We start from the raw sequence: 14,678 nt of genomic DNA on the forward strand, positions 1-14,678 counted from the left end.
TTCCGAAGCGAGGATTTCGTCGAGCTTGCGCAGGCGCTGGATCGAGTTCGAAATCGTCTTCCAGTTGGTCATCATGCCGCCGAGCCAGCGAGCGTTGACGTAGTACTGGGCCGAACGCTTGGCAGCGTCAGCGATGATTTCGGACGCCTGGCGCTTGGTGCCGACGAACAGAACGCGGCCGCCGTTGGCGACGGTGTCGCTGACGATCTGAAGGGCGCGCGACAGCATCGGAACGGTCTGTGCGAGGTCGATGATGTGAACGTTGTTGCGATCGCCGAAGATGTACGGCTTCATCTTCGGGTTCCAGCGGTGCGTCTGGTGGCCGAAGTGAACGCCAGCTTCCAGAAGCTGACGCATGCTAAAATCAGGCAATGCCATGCCTTTTCTCCTTTTCCGGTTGAACCTCCGCGAAGCGTCGAGCATGGTCTTTCGACCGGCCCACCGGCGGAACGATCCGGATTTCTCCCGGAACATCCCTTGCTTCACGTGTGGAATGGGCAGCCCCTTAACCGCTGCTGCCCGATAAATCAAGCCTTGGAACCCGCTTTTCGACGGGATCGGCTATTTACAATCCTCGGATTTGAAGACTTCGAGGTCCGCAAGCTTACCACTCAGGACAAAATCGCCGTAATCCATCGTCAGGTCGCGGGTGATTCCGTTCTCGTAGAGCTTGAACGACATGCGGTAGATCGGCAGCGCGTCGCCGCTCTTGTCGTCGTTGAAGTAGGAAATGGTCACCGGCCAGTAGCTGTCGCCACTGAGCTTGCCCGCTTTCCCGGCATCCGGCTCGTCGGCTGTGGGCTTTCGCGACTTTCCAACGAAGGTCGAGGTGATCAGCGTCTTGTCTCCAGAATCGGAGCCGTCGAAGATGCGCGCTTCAAAGAGGCTCTCGCCCTTCTGTGCCCGCGAGATCACTTCCATCATGTGGGCCGTCGGGAAGCGGCTGGCGGCAAGCTCCACTTCCCGTTTGTCGGGCGCAGTCAGCTCGACTTTGACGCCGGCCTTTTCCTCATGCGCGGTACCGCGCACTTCCTTGTCCAGCTTCTCGTCGGTGAAGGAACGCGTGAGAAAGCGGAAATTGCCGTTCTTCAGGTCTTCATAGGTGGTGGTCTGCTGGTCGGTGAGACGCACTTCCTCGCCGGTATCGACCTGGGTCACGAAACGGAAGCTGACCGTATACCCCTCGCAGGCAGAACCATTGAATTCATAGACCATGCGACCATACATTCCGGCTATGCCCGAACGATCCGTCGCATCCTTGAGTTCCAGGTCATACACCGCGCGGTGCGGGACGAGGACACTTGCCCCCGCCGCAGTAACGCCCATGGCGGTCGTGACGGCGAAACCAACGCTGCCCAGAGTGACAAGACCGAAGCCTTTGCGAAACATTCGTTTCCTCCTGTTGGACTCGCCGGCAATGCTATAAACAAGCGTTCGGCAGAAGCGAGGCGGAGCTTGCTGGAAAAGTCGGCGCCCCGCCGCGATCCGGCCTGAATGCAGGATTTTAACACAAAAGACAACAATGGAGCTTTCCATGTCGGCAGAGATCGAAGCGCGCCTCAAGGAACTTGGCGTCACCATCCCTCAGGCCGCGACCCCGGTCGCCAACTACGTGCCGTACGTCATCAGCGGCTCGATGCTCTATATTTCCGGACAGCTCCCGATGGAGGACGGCAAGGTCGCCGTCACCGGTATCGTCGGCAAGGATGTCGACGTCGCCCGCGCCCAGCGTGCGGCCGAACTCTGCTCCATCAACATCCTTGCACAGGCGAAATCCGCTCTTGGCGGCGATCTCGGCCGCATCCGTCGCCTGGTGAAGATCAACGGCTTCGTTGCCTCGACACCGGAATTTGTCGAACAGCACCTCGTCATCAACGGTGCGTCCAACCTGCTCGCCACCGTGCTCGGCGAGGCGGGCAAACACGCCCGTGCCGCCGTCGGCATGGCTTCACTTCCCTTCAATGCCGCCGTCGAGATCGACGCGGTCATCGAGATCGCCTGATCAGGGTGCCCGCTATGGCTGACATTTCCTGGCTGAAAGCCCAACCGATCGCCCACCGTGGCTATCACGACATGAACAAAGACGTCTGGGAGAACACGCTTTCGGCCTTCTCCCGCGCTGTCGATGCCGGTTTCGCCATCGAGTGCGACCTGCAATACACTGCCGACAGCATCCCGGTGGTGTTTCATGACGACGACACCGAGCGCCTGTGCGGTATCAAGGGCGACGTGCGCGCCCGCACCGCCGGCGAGCTTGGCCTGATGGCGATCGGCGGCACCAAGGACAAGGTGCCGACACTGACGCAGATGCTGCGCCTCGTGAAGGGCAAGGTTCCCCTCGTCATCGAACTCAAGGGCCGCAAGGGCGATGACGACGGCTTTGCCGCCGCTGTCCTCGATACGCTCGAAGGCTACCAGGGGCACGTCGCTCTGATGAGCTTCGACCACTGGCTGCTCAAGGACCTGAAGGCGCTCGACGCGCCCTACCCGCTGGGGCTGACCGCCGAAGGCGCCAATCCGGAGACCTTCTTCGTACACGAGGAGGCGATGCAGCTCGGGCTCGACTTCATCTCCTATCATTACGGCCACCTGCCAAACTCGTTCATCACCAAGGAGCGGACCCTCGGCAAGACCATCATCACCTGGACGGTGCGTGACCGGCAGGCCGAAGCCTACACTTTCGCCCACGCGGACCAGATGACCTTCGAGGGTTTCGACCCGCGGGAGGCGCTGGTTTCCTGAGCTGATGTCAGACGCCGTCACCCTTAGAATAATGCAGTCCTTTGCCGGCATACCGGCAGAACGCTGGAACGTGCTTTCCGGCGCGTCGAAGGACCATTCCGGCGGCGTCTACAATCCCTTCCTCTCGCATGCCTACCTGTCGGCGCTTGAGCAATCCGGATCCGCAACCGCGAAAACCGGTTGGCTCGGCCAGCACCTGCTTCTCGAAGGTGCCGACGGACAGGTGCGCGGCGGCCTTGTCTGCTACCTGAAGAGCCACAGCCAGGGCGAATATGTCTTCGATCATGGCTGGGCCGACGCCTTTGAGCGCGCCGGCGGCCGCTACTATCCGAAGCTGCAGAGTTCCGTGCCCTTTACGCCGGCGACAGGGCCACGCCTGCTGACGGCCCATGGCGAAGCGGAAAGGCCCGTCCAGGATGCGCTGGCCGCCGGCCTCAAGGAACTCGCGCGCCGACACGACGCCTCATCGGCACATGCGACTTTCGTGCCGGAGACGGAAATACCGGCCTTCGAGCAGGCTGGATTTCTGCATCGCACCGACCAGCAATTCCATTTCAACAACGACGGCTATTCCTCGCACGCCAATTTTCTGGAAACCCTCGCCTCACGCAAGCGAAAGGCCCTGAAAAAGGAACGCAGGGCCGCACTCGAAAACGGCATCTCGATCGACTGGCTGACCGGTAGCGACCTGACGGAAGCGATCTGGGACCAGTTCTTTGCCTTCTACATGGATACCGGCGGGCGCAAGTGGGGCCGCCCCTACCTCACCCGCGAATTCTATTCGCTGATCGGCGAGCGCATGCCCGACGATATCCTCCTGGTGATGGCGCGCCGCAATGGCCGGTACATTGCCGGCGCCATCAACTTCATCGGCGGCGACGCACTTTATGGCCGGCATTGGGGCTGCATCGAGGACCACCCCTTCCTGCATTTCGAGGTCTGCTATCACCAGGCCATCGACTTTGCGATTGCGAAAGGCCTGAAGCGGGTGGAGGCTGGCGCGCAAGGGGAGCACAAGCTCGCCCGCGGCTACATGCCCGTCACGACCCATTCCGCCCATTTCTTCACCCATTCCGGGCTCGCTCGCGCGGTTGGCGACTATCTCGAGCGCGAGCGCAGGGATGTGGAGGAAACGGCGGAGATTCTTGCGGAACACGGGCCTTTCCGCAAAGGTGAGCGCCAGGACGACTGACGGTTCCGCGCCAATATACGAGGAAGAACAATGAGCTACGACGTCAACAATATCTTCGCCAAGATCCTGCGCGGCGAAATTCCATCGCACCGTGTCTACGAGGACGATGCGACTGTCGCCTTCATGGATGTGATGCCACAGGCCGAGGGCCATCTGCTGGTGGTGCCGAAGTCTCCTTCGCGCAATCTGCTCGACGCGGATCCCGCCACCCTGCCGTCTCTGATTGCCACGGTGCAGAAACTGGCGGTCGCAGCCAAGGAAGCCTTTGAGGCCGACGGCGTGACGGTCATGCAGTTTAACGAGGCGCCCGCCGGTCAATCGGTCTTCCACCTGCATTTCCACGTCATTCCGCGTCGCGACGGCGTGCCGCTGAAGCCGCATTCCGGCACGATGGAAGACGGCGCGGTGCTGGCTGCCAATGCCGAGAAGGTTCGCCAGGCGCTTTAAGCCTGGCTTCGGCCACGCGCCGAGAAATACCGTGAGCAGCTTGAGCCGGCACAAAGCCGGCTCTTTGCCAAAGCATCAGCAGGCTCTCAAAAGCCCAACCACCAGAGCCCCGCCGCAAGACATGCAATCGCCGACGCGATCCCGACTGCAGGCTTTCTTCCGAACAGGAAGAAGGCAGCTGCGCCAAGCGCGACCGATCCGACGCGAAGCCACAGAGGCGACTGTTCAAGCACGCCGGTCGGATAGAGAATGAGCTTCGCAATGACCGCCGCGACCAGCGCGGTCGCGACCGCCCTCACCCAATTCAACGCTTCAGAATCATCGCGCAACTTGTTGCCGGCGATCACGCCGAGCCACCGCCAGATATCGGTTGCGAGCCAGCCGGCGATCGCGATGAAGGCATAGGCCCACCAACCGTCGTGCCATGTCATGCGCCCACCTCCTTGCGGAGGCGCCACAGGCGCTCGACGAACCAGGCAAGCGTGCCGCCGACAAGGCCGGCGAGCAGAATGTCGAACTCCGGCAGCAGCCAGTAGAACAGCGGCCCGCCGATCAGCCCGAACAGCAGCGCGACATAGACGACCGGGTGGCGTGCCGAGTGCCAGATCGAGGCGAGGAAGTAGACGGGCGTTAGGAAAAACAGGCAACCGGCCACGATCGGCGGGAAATCCGCGACGAAATGGTAGACGACGGCGACCAGAAGCATGTTCGCCACGACGAGCGTGATGCCGAAGCCCGCAAAGAACGCAACGCGGCGCTCGCGGGGCACCTGCGGCACCTTCTCCATCGCAAACACCCAGGCGGTGATCGCCACGAAATGCGACAGGAACAGCAGCAGCCAGGTCGGTGTGCGCGGTGAGCGCAGCTCCGGGATCAGCGCGGCGACCATCGGCATCAGCCGCACGGACGACAGCGACACGGCGAGGAAGGCGGTTGCCAGCCCTGCACCACTCATCATCGAGCTGACGAGGATGACCTTGGCCGGAAGCGCCCAGACCATGCCGACCATGAACACGACCTGCTCCACCGGAATTCCGGCCTGTGCCGTGAGCGAGCAAAAGCCGACGAAGGACAGCATCAGGATGAAGGCCGGCAGGCTAAATATGCCGCGCATGCCTTTCCCGAACCAGGCGAGCGAGGATTGCTCGTCGTCTTCCTTCGTCATCAGCTATTCCGGATTGTCATTCTTTCAGAAAAACGGTGCCGGATGAGATCATCCGGCACCGTCGAACTTCACTTGCGATGGCCTACTTCTTGCGCGGCACCTTCGGTACCGTGCGGCCCTTTCGAGGAGCTGCGTCGCCGCTCTTGGCATCACCATCGGACGACGCCTTGGCGGCCGCCTTCTTCGGCTTGGCCTTCGCTGTGGGCTCGGCGCCCACCTCTTCCTTCTCCTCGGCCTTCTTCGGCTTGGCCGCCTTCATCGCCGGCCGGGAAACCTCCGCCTTCGGCTTGATCGGCGTGGTCTCGGGAACCGCATCCAGAAGGAGGCCCTTGGTGCCGTCGGCCTTGGTGCCGATCGTCACCCGAACGACGCCGCCTTTCTTCAGCTTGCCGAACAGAATTTCATCAGCAAGCGGCTTCTTGATGTTTTCCTGGATGACGCGCGCCAGCGGCCGCGCACCCATCTTCTCGTCGTAGCCCTTCTCGGCAAGCCAGGCGATCGCCTCGGACGCAAGGTCAAAGGTAACGTTGCGCTCGGCAAGCTGGGTTTCGAGCTGCATGACGAACTTCTGCACCACCTGGTGGATGACCGGGGTCGGCAGCGACGCGAAGGGAATGACGGCGTCCAGACGGTTGCGGAATTCCGGCGTGAACAGGCGGTTCAGCGCCTCTTCGTCTTCGCCCGAACGCTTGGAAGAGCCGAAGCCGATAGCAGCCCGGGCCATTTCCGATGCGCCGGCATTGGTCGTCATGATCAGGATGACGTTGCGGAAGTCGATCTTCTTGCCGTTGTGATCCGTCAGCGAGCCATGGTCCATGACCTGCAGCAGAATGTTGAACAGGTCCGGATGCGCCTTCTCGATCTCGTCGAGCAGCAGCACGCAATGCGGATGCTGGTCGACGCCATCGGTCAACAGGCCGCCCTGGTCGAAGCCGACATAGCCGGGAGGTGCACCGAGCAGACGCGAAACCGTGTGCCGCTCCATGTATTCCGACATGTCGAAACGCAACAGTTCGACGCCGAGCGAGGTCGCAAGCTGCTTGGCAACTTCGGTCTTGCCGACGCCGGTCGGGCCCGAGAAGACGTAGCAGCCGATCGGCTTGTTCGGTTCACGCAGGCCGGCACGCGCCAGCTTGATCGACGACGCCAGCGCCTCGATTGCCAGATCCTGGCCGTAGACCACCGAGCGCAGTTCCCGCTCAAGATTGGCAAGCACTGCCTCGTCGTCCTTCGAGACGGTCTTCGGCGGAATGCGCGCCATCGTCGCAATCGTCGCCTCGATCTCCTTTTCGGTGATCAGCTTGCGGCGCTTGCCGGCGGGCAACAGCATCTGTGCCGCACCGGACTCGTCGATCACGTCGATCGCCTTGTCGGGCAGCTTGCGGTCGTTGATGTAGCGAGCCGAAAGCTCGACGGCTGCCTTGATCGCCTCGTTCGAGTATTTCAGGTGGTGATATTCCTCGAAATAAGGCTTCAACCCCTTCATGATCTCGATCGCGTCGGCGATCGTCGGCTCGTTCACATCGATCTTCTGGAAGCGACGCACCAGCGCCCGGTCCTTTTCGAAGAACTGCCGGTATTCCTTGTAGGTGGTCGAACCGATGCAGCGGATCGCGCCCGAAGACAGCGCCGGCTTCAACAGGTTGGAGGCGTCCATCGCGCCGCCGGACGTGGCACCGGCGCCGATAACCGTGTGGATCTCGTCGATGAACAGCACCGCACCCGGGTAATCCTCGAGTTCTTTCACGACCTGCTTCAGGCGTTCTTCGAAATCGCCGCGGTAGCGCGTGCCGGCAAGCAGAGTGCCCATGTCCAGCGAGAAGATGGTCGCGTCCTGCAGGGCTTCGGGCACCTTCTTTTCGATGATGCGCTTGGCGAGCCCTTCAGCAATCGCCGTCTTGCCGACGCCGGGATCACCGACATAAAGCGGGTTGTTCTTCGAGCGGCGGCACAGCACCTGAATGGTACGGTTCACCTCGGCGTGACGGCCGATCAGCGGGTCGATCTTGCCGGACTTCGCCTTCTCATTGAGGTTGACGCAGTAGGCGGTGAGCGCATCCTGCTGCTTCTTGGCGCTCGCCTCTTCGTTTTCGCGCGACGGCTTCTGCTCGGACTCATGGTCGTCCGAGCCGCGCACCGGCCGCGATTCGGAGCTGCCCGGGCGCTTGCCAATGCCGTGCGAGATGAAGTTGACCGCGTCGTAGCGCGTCATTTCCTGCTCCTGCAGGAAGTAGGCCGCGTGACTCTCGCGTTCGGCAAAGATCGCCACCAGCACGTTGGCGCCGGTCACTTCCTCGCGGCCGGACGACTGGACGTGGATGACCGCGCGCTGAATGACGCGCTGGAACCCCGCCGTCGGCTTGGAATCTTCGTCGTAACCGGTCACCAGGTTCGAAAGCTCGTTATCGACGTAGTCGGTTACGGTCTTGCGCAGCGTCTCAAGGTTGACGTTGCAGGCACCCATCACGGCAGCCGCGTCGGCGTCGTCGATCAATGCCAGAAGCAGATGCTCGAGCGTGGCATATTCATGGTGGCGCTCGTTGGCAAAAGTCAGTGCCTGGTGTAGCGCCTTTTCAAGACTGGGCGAAAATGTTGGCACGTTAGTTCCTCATTTCTTTTCCATGACGCATTGCAACGGATGCTGATGCTGCCGGGCAAAATCCATCACCTGCGACACCTTGGTTTCGGCGACCTCATAGGTGAAGACGCCGCACTCTCCCACGCCGTGATTGTGGACGTGAAGCATGATGCGGGTCGCCTCTTCCGGGTTCTTCTGAAAGAAGCGCTCCAGAATGTGGATGACAAATTCCATCGGCGTGTAATCGTCATTCAAAAGCAGAACACGATACAAACTCGGCTTTTTGGTCTTCGGCTTGGTACGCGTGATGACGGACGTGCTGCGATTGGGGCCGTTTCCTTCGTCGTCGCTACCTTGTTGCATCCGGACCGGCATGGCGATCATTCTTGTCAGTTCCTTGTACGGCAGCGACCCCATTGAACATGGCCGCAGCGTGCTTGCCCTTTATCTAATGGTTCGTTTTCAGATTTTAAGACCGAACCAACGCACTGCAATCATAATCGCACGACCGCGCGCAAGATTGATCAACTTTCTTTGGGCTTCGCACAGCTATAAAGCGAAAAACAAAAAGGCCGGCCGCAGTTGCTGCGGCCGGCCTTCAAAATTTGGTGAACCTGATGATCAGGCTGCGGCGGCAGCGGCCTTCACGGCAGCGGCTGCCTTGGCAACCGGCGCTTCGTAGGGCTTGTAAGCGTCCTTGGCGAGGTCGGCATACATTTCGCCGATCTTCGTCGCTTCGGCAACGAAGCCTTCGTAGCTCGCCTTGACGTAATTGGTCTGCAGTTCGAACGCAGCTTCAACGCTCTTGACGCTGGTCAGCTTCTCGACATGCGCAACGCCGTCTTCAAACGACTTCTTGGAAAAGTCGGCAGCTTCGGTCGCGATAGCCTGGAGACCCTTGGTCCAAGCGGAATAGCTCTTTACAGCCACGTCAATGGCTTCTTTGCTCTTTTTGTTTGCATCATCGAAGTTGAACATCCGGTGTCTCCTTGGTGACGGCCTGATCTGGAGGCTTCAGTTTATGTGCACTGCACAAAAAGTCAATACGAGTGTGCGCCGCAATAAAACACAACAGATGCAACAACTTGATGAAGAAATGCGATTCTGCGGAAAAAATTCTTTCGCGGCCGCCGAAGAACCAAGATGAAAATGGCGGGCATTTGCTCAATGCAAGATGCAATGCCCTGAACAATAGTAAACCCCGAAAATCCCAGGGGATTTTCGGGGTTTTGTGCTTTCAGGCTTCCGCAGTCAGACTTGCGTCAGACTTAGAGGTCGATGTCGAGGATCGCCATGGAGAAGTTGTAGGAAAGCTCGCCGTCTTCCTCATCGCGGAAAACGACACCGAGGAACTCGTCACCGAGATAGACTTCAGCGGACTCGTCCTTCTTCGGACGCGCCTTGACGACCATCTGCTGATTAAAGGTGCGCTTGAAATAGGCTTCAAGCTTGCGGATTTCTTCGGGCTTCAAAATACGTCTCCGTAGCCGTTTAACTGTGCGGCGCTTCTCGCATGCTGCGTCGGCGGGTGTAAACCCCTCGAACGCGGCAACACACCGGTTCCCTTCCGTTCAGATATCGAAGCTGCTCAAGATCTGGTCCATCTGGCGCGACGGCTCGGAACAACCAGCCTCGCCGACGACCTTCGCCGGCACGCCGGCAACCGTCGACTTCGGCGGCACCGGCTTCAAGACGACCGAGCCGGCGGCAATCCGCGAGCAGTGGCCGATATGGATGTTGCCGAGGATCTTGGCGCCGGCGCCGATGAGCACGCCGTCGGCGATCTTCGGGTGACGATCGCTGCCTTCCTTGCCCGTACCGCCCAACGTCACGCCGTGCAGAATCGAGACATTGTCGCCGATGACGGCCGTCTCACCGACAACGAGGCCGGTGGCGTGATCAAGGAAGATGCCGCGGCCGATCCGAGCGGCCGGGTTGATATCCGTCTGGAACACGCTCGACGCGCGGCTCTGCAGATAAAACGCGAAGTCCTTGCGGCCGCGCTTCAACAGCCAGTGCGCAAGGCGATGCGTCTGTATGGCGTGAAACCCCTTGAAATAAAGCACCGGCTCGAGGAAGCGGGTGCACGCCGGGTCGCGGTCGTAGACGGCCTGGATATCGACGCGCAGAATGGCGCCCCATTCCGGCCAATCCTCCAGCATCTCCGAAAAGGTCTGGCGTAGAAGGTTCGCCTGAAGATCAGGATGATCAAGCCTTTCGCAGATGCGATAGATCACGCTTTCTTCGAGCGAGTGCTGATTGACCACCGTCGAATAGAGGAAGGCGGCCAGCATCGGGTCCTGCTCGGCCGCCACGCGGGCTTCCTCGCGCAGCGTATTCCAGATCGGGTCCATCACCTTCAGTGCATCAGCCTGGCGAAGTTCGGTCTTGGCGACCATCGTCGCTCTCCTTCCTGTCCGTCCTTGAAGGTCACTATAGGGGAAATCCCACGTGACTTAAATGGCCCGACATTGGTTCCGCGAAATGTCAGTGGGCGGCCGCACGCGGCATTTTCCCGCAGCGTCGGGAGGTCAGCCGCGGTCGATCTCCGCCAGGAATTCGAGCACGGCTTTCTTGAAAACCCGATCCCCGACGGCCAGCATGTGGTCGCGGCCGGGAATATCAAGCGCCCGCGCATTAGGCATCAATGCCGCCAGTTCCTCCGGCGAGCCGGCGATATCATCCTTTGTCCCGACACCGATCAAGGTCGGCACATCAATGCGCGCCATCTCCTGCGGCGCCAGCAGATCGCGCGACGTCGAAATGCAGGCTGCAAGGGCCTGCCGGTCGCTTTTGGTCTGATCGGCAAAAGCACGGAACATCCGACCGCGCTCGTGGGTGACCACATCGAGCGAAGGCGCCACCAGGGCGTCGGCGATCGGGTCCCAATCCCCTACCCCAGTCACCATGCCGATGCCGAGGCCGCCAAAAATCAGCGAGCGCACACGGTCGGGATGCGCAAGTGCCAGGAAGGCCGAGATGCGCGCACCCATCGAATAGCCCATCACGTGCGCCTCGGAGATGCCGAGATGTCCAAGCAACGCGACGGCATCACCGGCCATCTGCTGCGGATGATAAAGTGCTGGATCGTACGGTTTGCTGCTCTTGCCATGGCCGCGATTGTCGAACGCAATCACCCGGTAGCCGGCGTCACCAAGTGTCTTCAACCAGCCGGGAAACACCCAGTTGACGTTGGCGCTGGAGGCAAAGCCGTGGATCAGCAGGATGGGCGCGCCGGACGGATCGCCCTCGTCGAAAAAGGATATCTCCAGGCCCTCGTGGCTGAAGCGGGAAAACGGCGGCGGAGTGAGGTCCATTCTTGATCATCCTGCAGTATCGGTCCGCGGCAACCTAGTTCGTCGCCCTCAAGAGCGAAACCCTACCCCGGCAAAAACCACAAATGCGACGTGTTTGCCGCTACACTTTTTCGGCAAAGCTCACTATGGTGCCGCCAACTTTTCAAGACTTGCATTCATCGGAGCATGACATGGCCGGCCACAGTATCCCGCATTTCCAGAACGACGGCGGACATCAGGCAATTGAAATCGGCGTCAAGGAATTCATGTGCACCGGCGCGTCCGTTCCCTACGATCACCCGCACATCTTTATCGACATGGGCGACGACAGCGAGAAGGTCTGCTCGTACTGCTCCACGCTCTACCGCTACAATGCGAAGCTGAGTGCGACGGAAACGAACCCGCCCGGCTGCCTCTTCGCCCATAAGGCCGCCTGACAAGCCACGATGTCGCGCCCCGTCGCGATCGTCGGCGCCGGCGTTGGTGGGCTCACCGCCGCCTTGTGCCTCGCCCGGCGGGGTTTCGAAGTCGATATCCTTGAGCGGGCGGCGGCGCTGACGGAAGTTGGCGCCGGCTTGCAACTGTCGCCGAACGCCTCCCGGATCCTGATCGAACTGGGCCTGCTTCAAGACCTTGAGACGTTCTGGAACGAACCCGAGCGCATCGGGCTCGTTGACGGCGCTTCGCTGCGCGCGCTCGCCAGCGTTTCGGCCGGCGCCTTCGCACGCGGCCGATGGCATGCCCCCTATGCGGTCATGCATCGTGCAAGTCTTCAGCAGGTCCTGCTCGCAGCGGTCGGCTCAGAAGCGCGCTGCCGGCTCCATCTCGGATGCCCGATAGATGCGCCTGACGAGCAGGCGATCGCGAACGTGACGGGACGCATACCCGACGTCATCATTGGCGCGGATGGTATCTGGTCGCGCCTGCGCAACGGCGTACCCGGCTCCGGTCGTGTGCGCTTTTCCGGCAATGTCGCCTGGCGCATGACGATATCGCGTGAAGTAGCCGCCGGTCTTCTCAAACCGGATCAGGTAACGGCCTTCCTCGGCCCCCGCGCCCATCTCGTCGCCTACCCTTTGCGAGAGGTTGACGGCTTCAATCTCGTCGCAATCATCGAGGGCAAGGAAACCGACGCCGTCTGGGTCGGCAAGGATTCGCAGGAGCGGCTACAGGAGTGCCTGAACGCATTCTCAGGCTGGAACGCCGGCATCCGCACGCTTATTGAAGCTGGTACATCGCCCACCTATTGGCCGCTGTGCACCGTCGACGACGGCGCCTGGCAGGATGGGCGAAAGATCGCGCTGATCGGCGATGCCGCGCATGCAATGACGCCGTTTGCGGCGCAAGGGGCGGCGATGGCCATCGAGGACGCGCGCGAACTGGCTGATTGCCTTTCGGACGGCATCCACGTCCCGGAGGCCTTGAAGCGCTACGAGGCGGCCCGCCGGCCGCGCATCGCCCGTGTCCGCCGCCGTGCGGCCTTCAACCACTTTGCCTACCACGCCCGCGGCCCGCTTCGCATCGGCCGCGACATCGTCCTGAAACTCAAGGGACCGGAAGCGCTCGCTGCCGATCTCGATTGGCTCTACGGCTACGGCGCGAACCGCTGACGCGGCTTGAGGCTGCAGCGTGGCAGGACAAGTAAGGGCGCCGCGCTTGACCGCCGCGCCCCCCAAACTCTCAGACTGCGTTCGCCGCTGCCAGTCCCGCCTCGATGTCGCGGCGGATGTCCGGCACGTCTTCCAGGCCGATTTGCAGACGAATGACCGGCCCTTCGGTCGGCGCCAGCGCCACCTTTCGATCTCCGAGGCCGACATGAAGCGCCAGGCTCTCGAAACCGCCCCAGGAATAGCCGAGCCCGAAAAGCTTCAGCGCGTCGAGGAAGGCGTGGGCCTTGGCCCTGAACCGATCGGGACTTTCCGCTTTCAGGACAAAGGAGAAGATGCCGCTTGCTCCGGTAAAATCGCGCTTCCAAAGTTCGTGCCCCGGGAAGCTCGGCAATGCCGGATGCAGCACACGGGCGACCTCTTCCCGCCCTTCCAGCCACCGGGCCAGAGTGAGCGCGCTTTCCTGGTGCCGTTCGAGGCGAATGCCCATGGTCCTGAGGCCACGCAGGATCTGGTAGCTGTCGTCGGGCGAAACGCACACCCCGAGCGTCACCATCGCCTCGGTCAAGGCCGGCCAGTGGGTAGCGTTCGCCGACACCGTACCGAGCAGAACGTCCGAATGGCCGGACGGGTACTTGGTGGATGCATGGATCGAAACGTCGACGCCGTGATCGAGCGGCTTGAAATAGACCGGCGTCGCCCAGGTGTTGTCCATGGTCACAACGCAGCCGTGACGATGGGCAACGTCGGCGATGGCACGAATGTCCTGCATTTCGAACGTGTTCGAACCGGGCGCTTCGGTGTGAACCAGGCGGGTGTTCGGACGGATCAGGCTTTCGATCGCGGCGCCGATCATCGGATCGTAGTATTCGACGGTGACGCCAAGGCGCTTCAGCATCGTGTCGCAGAAATGGCGCGTGGGGAAATAGACCGAATCGACGACCAGCGCGTGGTCGCCAGCCGATAGATAGGCGAGGAAGGGCACCGTGACGGCTGCAAGCCCGGAGGGAACGAGGATCGTCCCCGCAGAGCCTTCGAGCTCGTTGATCGCATCGCAAAGCGCGTCCGTCGTCGGCGTACCGCGTGTGCCATAGGTGTATTTCTGAGCACGCGTCTCCATCGCCCTGGCGTTCGGGAACAGCACGGTGGAGGCGTGCACCACCGGTGGATTGACGAAGCCGAAATAGTCCGAGGGGTTGTTACCGCTATGGGCGAGGCGCGTGTTGATACCAGCCTTACCGTTCACATTGCCGCTGTCTGCCATTGCATGTTCCGCTTTCAAAATTCGAATGCGAAACTCTTCGAACGAGCCACAACGGCGGTCAAGTGGCAAAAGTCGCGGAGTGCCATTTTGGCGGTCGCGCACCCGCGTTTGGCCATTTTTCGCCCAGTGCCTGCCCGTTCCCCCAAAAAACTGCCTAACTTTCTGGCTTCTTTTGAGTTTTTCACATGCAAAACCAGAAAATCGGCCGCCTCTCTTGACCCTCATGGAATTTGAGCATGAGATAGTCGGCACTCGCGCCAGGAGGGTGGCGGAGGCTGCACGCGCCTGGGATGCGCTGCTGCAGACGGGAACTAACGACAACAGAAAAAGGTTCTAAAAATGGCAAAAAGAATTCTGACAGCTCTCGTTGGCGCTGCTGTCATGGGG

Annotated in this window: 17 protein-coding genes; 6 read left to right on the plus strand and 11 right to left on the minus strand. The window is 61.1% G+C overall.

What is annotated here, in order from left to right; translation table 11 throughout:
* Both rpsB and VGO04_RS06665 read right to left on the minus strand, forming a co-directional pair.
* Window positions 1-378: 30S ribosomal protein S2 (rpsB, locus tag VGO04_RS06660; RefSeq protein ID WP_327495171.1), on the minus strand; the 378-nt coding region annotated here is incomplete at its 3' end.
* A gap of 183 nt (window positions 379-561) precedes the next feature.
* Complete coding sequence (locus tag VGO04_RS06665; protein WP_327495172.1) at window positions 562-1,389, minus strand: cell envelope integrity EipB family protein; 828 nt, start codon at window positions 1,387-1,389, stop codon at window positions 562-564.
* A gap of 145 nt (window positions 1,390-1,534) precedes the next feature.
* On the opposite strand from VGO04_RS06665, the gene VGO04_RS06670 reads away from it, so the two are divergent.
* From VGO04_RS06670 to VGO04_RS06685, 4 genes are read left to right on the plus strand one after another with little or no spacing between them, the layout of a single operon-like run.
* Window positions 1,535-2,002, plus strand: a complete 468-nt coding sequence (locus VGO04_RS06670; RefSeq protein ID WP_327495173.1) for a RidA family protein — start codon at window positions 1,535-1,537, stop codon at window positions 2,000-2,002.
* A gap of 14 nt (window positions 2,003-2,016) precedes the next feature.
* Window positions 2,017-2,742, plus strand: a complete 726-nt coding sequence (locus tag VGO04_RS06675; RefSeq protein ID WP_327495174.1) for a glycerophosphodiester phosphodiesterase — start codon at window positions 2,017-2,019, stop codon at window positions 2,740-2,742.
* 4 nt (window positions 2,743-2,746) lie between these two features.
* Entirely contained in the window at window positions 2,747-3,934 is a 1,188-nt protein-coding gene (locus VGO04_RS06680) for a GNAT family N-acetyltransferase (protein WP_327495175.1), read from the plus strand.
* 30 nt (window positions 3,935-3,964) lie between these two features.
* Window positions 3,965-4,381 (plus strand): HIT family protein, encoded by a 417-nt coding sequence (locus tag VGO04_RS06685; protein ID WP_327495176.1) that lies wholly within the window; start codon window positions 3,965-3,967, stop codon window positions 4,379-4,381.
* Between the two features lie 86 nt (window positions 4,382-4,467).
* Here VGO04_RS06685 and VGO04_RS06690 read toward each other — a convergent pair whose 3' ends face one another.
* From VGO04_RS06690 to VGO04_RS06725, 8 genes are all read right to left on the minus strand, one after another.
* Complete coding sequence (locus VGO04_RS06690) at window positions 4,468-4,812, minus strand: AzlD domain-containing protein (protein WP_327495177.1); 345 nt, start codon at window positions 4,810-4,812, stop codon at window positions 4,468-4,470.
* Complete coding sequence (locus VGO04_RS06695) at window positions 4,809-5,546, minus strand: AzlC family ABC transporter permease (protein WP_327495178.1); 738 nt, start codon at window positions 5,544-5,546, stop codon at window positions 4,809-4,811. Before VGO04_RS06695 ends, VGO04_RS06690 begins: the two co-directional genes overlap by 4 nt.
* A gap of 82 nt (window positions 5,547-5,628) precedes the next feature.
* Entirely contained in the window at window positions 5,629-8,145 is a 2,517-nt protein-coding gene (clpA, locus tag VGO04_RS06700; RefSeq protein WP_327495179.1) for an ATP-dependent Clp protease ATP-binding subunit ClpA, read from the minus strand.
* 9 nt (window positions 8,146-8,154) lie between these two features.
* Complete coding sequence (clpS, locus tag VGO04_RS06705; RefSeq protein WP_327495180.1) at window positions 8,155-8,508, minus strand: ATP-dependent Clp protease adapter ClpS; 354 nt, start codon at window positions 8,506-8,508, stop codon at window positions 8,155-8,157.
* Between the two features lie 237 nt (window positions 8,509-8,745).
* Entirely contained in the window at window positions 8,746-9,102 is a 357-nt protein-coding gene (locus VGO04_RS06710) for a phasin family protein (RefSeq protein WP_327495181.1), read from the minus strand.
* Between the two features lie 290 nt (window positions 9,103-9,392).
* On the minus strand, window positions 9,393-9,596 hold the full coding sequence (locus tag VGO04_RS06715) for a DUF3126 family protein (RefSeq protein WP_034796738.1): 204 nt from the start codon (window positions 9,594-9,596) through the stop codon (window positions 9,393-9,395).
* Between the two features lie 99 nt (window positions 9,597-9,695).
* Window positions 9,696-10,523, minus strand: coding sequence for a serine O-acetyltransferase (gene cysE, locus VGO04_RS06720; protein ID WP_327495182.1), 828 nt, complete (start codon window positions 10,521-10,523; stop codon window positions 9,696-9,698).
* 132 nt (window positions 10,524-10,655) lie between these two features.
* Window positions 10,656-11,441: an alpha/beta hydrolase gene (locus tag VGO04_RS06725; RefSeq protein WP_327495183.1), complete on the minus strand. Its 786-nt coding sequence runs from the start codon at window positions 11,439-11,441 to the stop codon at window positions 10,656-10,658.
* A 170-nt stretch (window positions 11,442-11,611) separates the two neighbouring features.
* Between VGO04_RS06725 and VGO04_RS06730 the strand changes: the two genes are divergently transcribed.
* Both VGO04_RS06730 and VGO04_RS06735 read left to right on the plus strand, forming a co-directional pair.
* The gene (locus VGO04_RS06730) at window positions 11,612-11,857 is read left to right on the plus strand and encodes a zinc-finger domain-containing protein (RefSeq protein ID WP_327495184.1); all 246 of its coding nucleotides are present in this window, start codon (window positions 11,612-11,614) and stop codon (window positions 11,855-11,857) included.
* Between the two features lie 9 nt (window positions 11,858-11,866).
* Window positions 11,867-13,030 (plus strand): FAD-dependent monooxygenase, encoded by a 1,164-nt coding sequence (locus tag VGO04_RS06735; protein ID WP_327495185.1) that lies wholly within the window; start codon window positions 11,867-11,869, stop codon window positions 13,028-13,030.
* Between the two features lie 70 nt (window positions 13,031-13,100).
* Here the strand turns inward: VGO04_RS06735 and VGO04_RS06740 are convergent, their stop codons facing one another.
* The gene (locus VGO04_RS06740) at window positions 13,101-14,291 is read right to left on the minus strand and encodes a cystathionine beta-lyase (protein WP_327495186.1); all 1,191 of its coding nucleotides are present in this window, start codon (window positions 14,289-14,291) and stop codon (window positions 13,101-13,103) included.
* Between the last annotated feature and the right edge of the window lie 387 nt (window positions 14,292-14,678).

The organism is Ensifer sp., from assembly GCF_035999185.1.
Lineage (GTDB): Bacteria > Pseudomonadota > Alphaproteobacteria > Rhizobiales > Rhizobiaceae > Ensifer.

Excerpts from the sequence above, each read along its gene's own strand:
- VGO04_RS06665 (WP_327495172.1), bottom strand. The coding sequence starts at position 1,389 with ATGTTTCGCAAAGGCTTCGGTCTTGTCACTCTGGGCAGCGTTGGTTTC.
- VGO04_RS06670 (WP_327495173.1), top strand. The coding sequence starts at position 1,535 with ATGTCGGCAGAGATCGAAGCGCGCCTCAAGGAACTTGGCGTCACCATC.
- VGO04_RS06675 (WP_327495174.1), top strand. The coding sequence starts at position 2,017 with ATGGCTGACATTTCCTGGCTGAAAGCCCAACCGATCGCCCACCGTGGC.
- VGO04_RS06680 (WP_327495175.1), top strand. The coding sequence starts at position 2,747 with ATGTCAGACGCCGTCACCCTTAGAATAATGCAGTCCTTTGCCGGCATA.
- VGO04_RS06685 (WP_327495176.1), top strand. The coding sequence starts at position 3,965 with ATGAGCTACGACGTCAACAATATCTTCGCCAAGATCCTGCGCGGCGAA.
- VGO04_RS06690 (WP_327495177.1), bottom strand. The coding sequence starts at position 4,812 with ATGACATGGCACGACGGTTGGTGGGCCTATGCCTTCATCGCGATCGCC.
- VGO04_RS06695 (WP_327495178.1), bottom strand. The coding sequence starts at position 5,546 with ATGACGAAGGAAGACGACGAGCAATCCTCGCTCGCCTGGTTCGGGAAA.
- clpS (WP_327495180.1), bottom strand. The coding sequence starts at position 8,508 with ATGATCGCCATGCCGGTCCGGATGCAACAAGGTAGCGACGACGAAGGA.
- VGO04_RS06710 (WP_327495181.1), bottom strand. The coding sequence starts at position 9,102 with ATGTTCAACTTCGATGATGCAAACAAAAAGAGCAAAGAAGCCATTGAC.
- cysE (WP_327495182.1), bottom strand. The coding sequence starts at position 10,523 with ATGGTCGCCAAGACCGAACTTCGCCAGGCTGATGCACTGAAGGTGATG.
- VGO04_RS06725 (WP_327495183.1), bottom strand. The coding sequence starts at position 11,441 with ATGGACCTCACTCCGCCGCCGTTTTCCCGCTTCAGCCACGAGGGCCTG.
- VGO04_RS06730 (WP_327495184.1), top strand. The coding sequence starts at position 11,612 with ATGGCCGGCCACAGTATCCCGCATTTCCAGAACGACGGCGGACATCAG.
- VGO04_RS06735 (WP_327495185.1), top strand. The coding sequence starts at position 11,867 with ATGTCGCGCCCCGTCGCGATCGTCGGCGCCGGCGTTGGTGGGCTCACC.
- VGO04_RS06740 (WP_327495186.1), bottom strand. The coding sequence starts at position 14,291 with ATGGCAGACAGCGGCAATGTGAACGGTAAGGCTGGTATCAACACGCGC.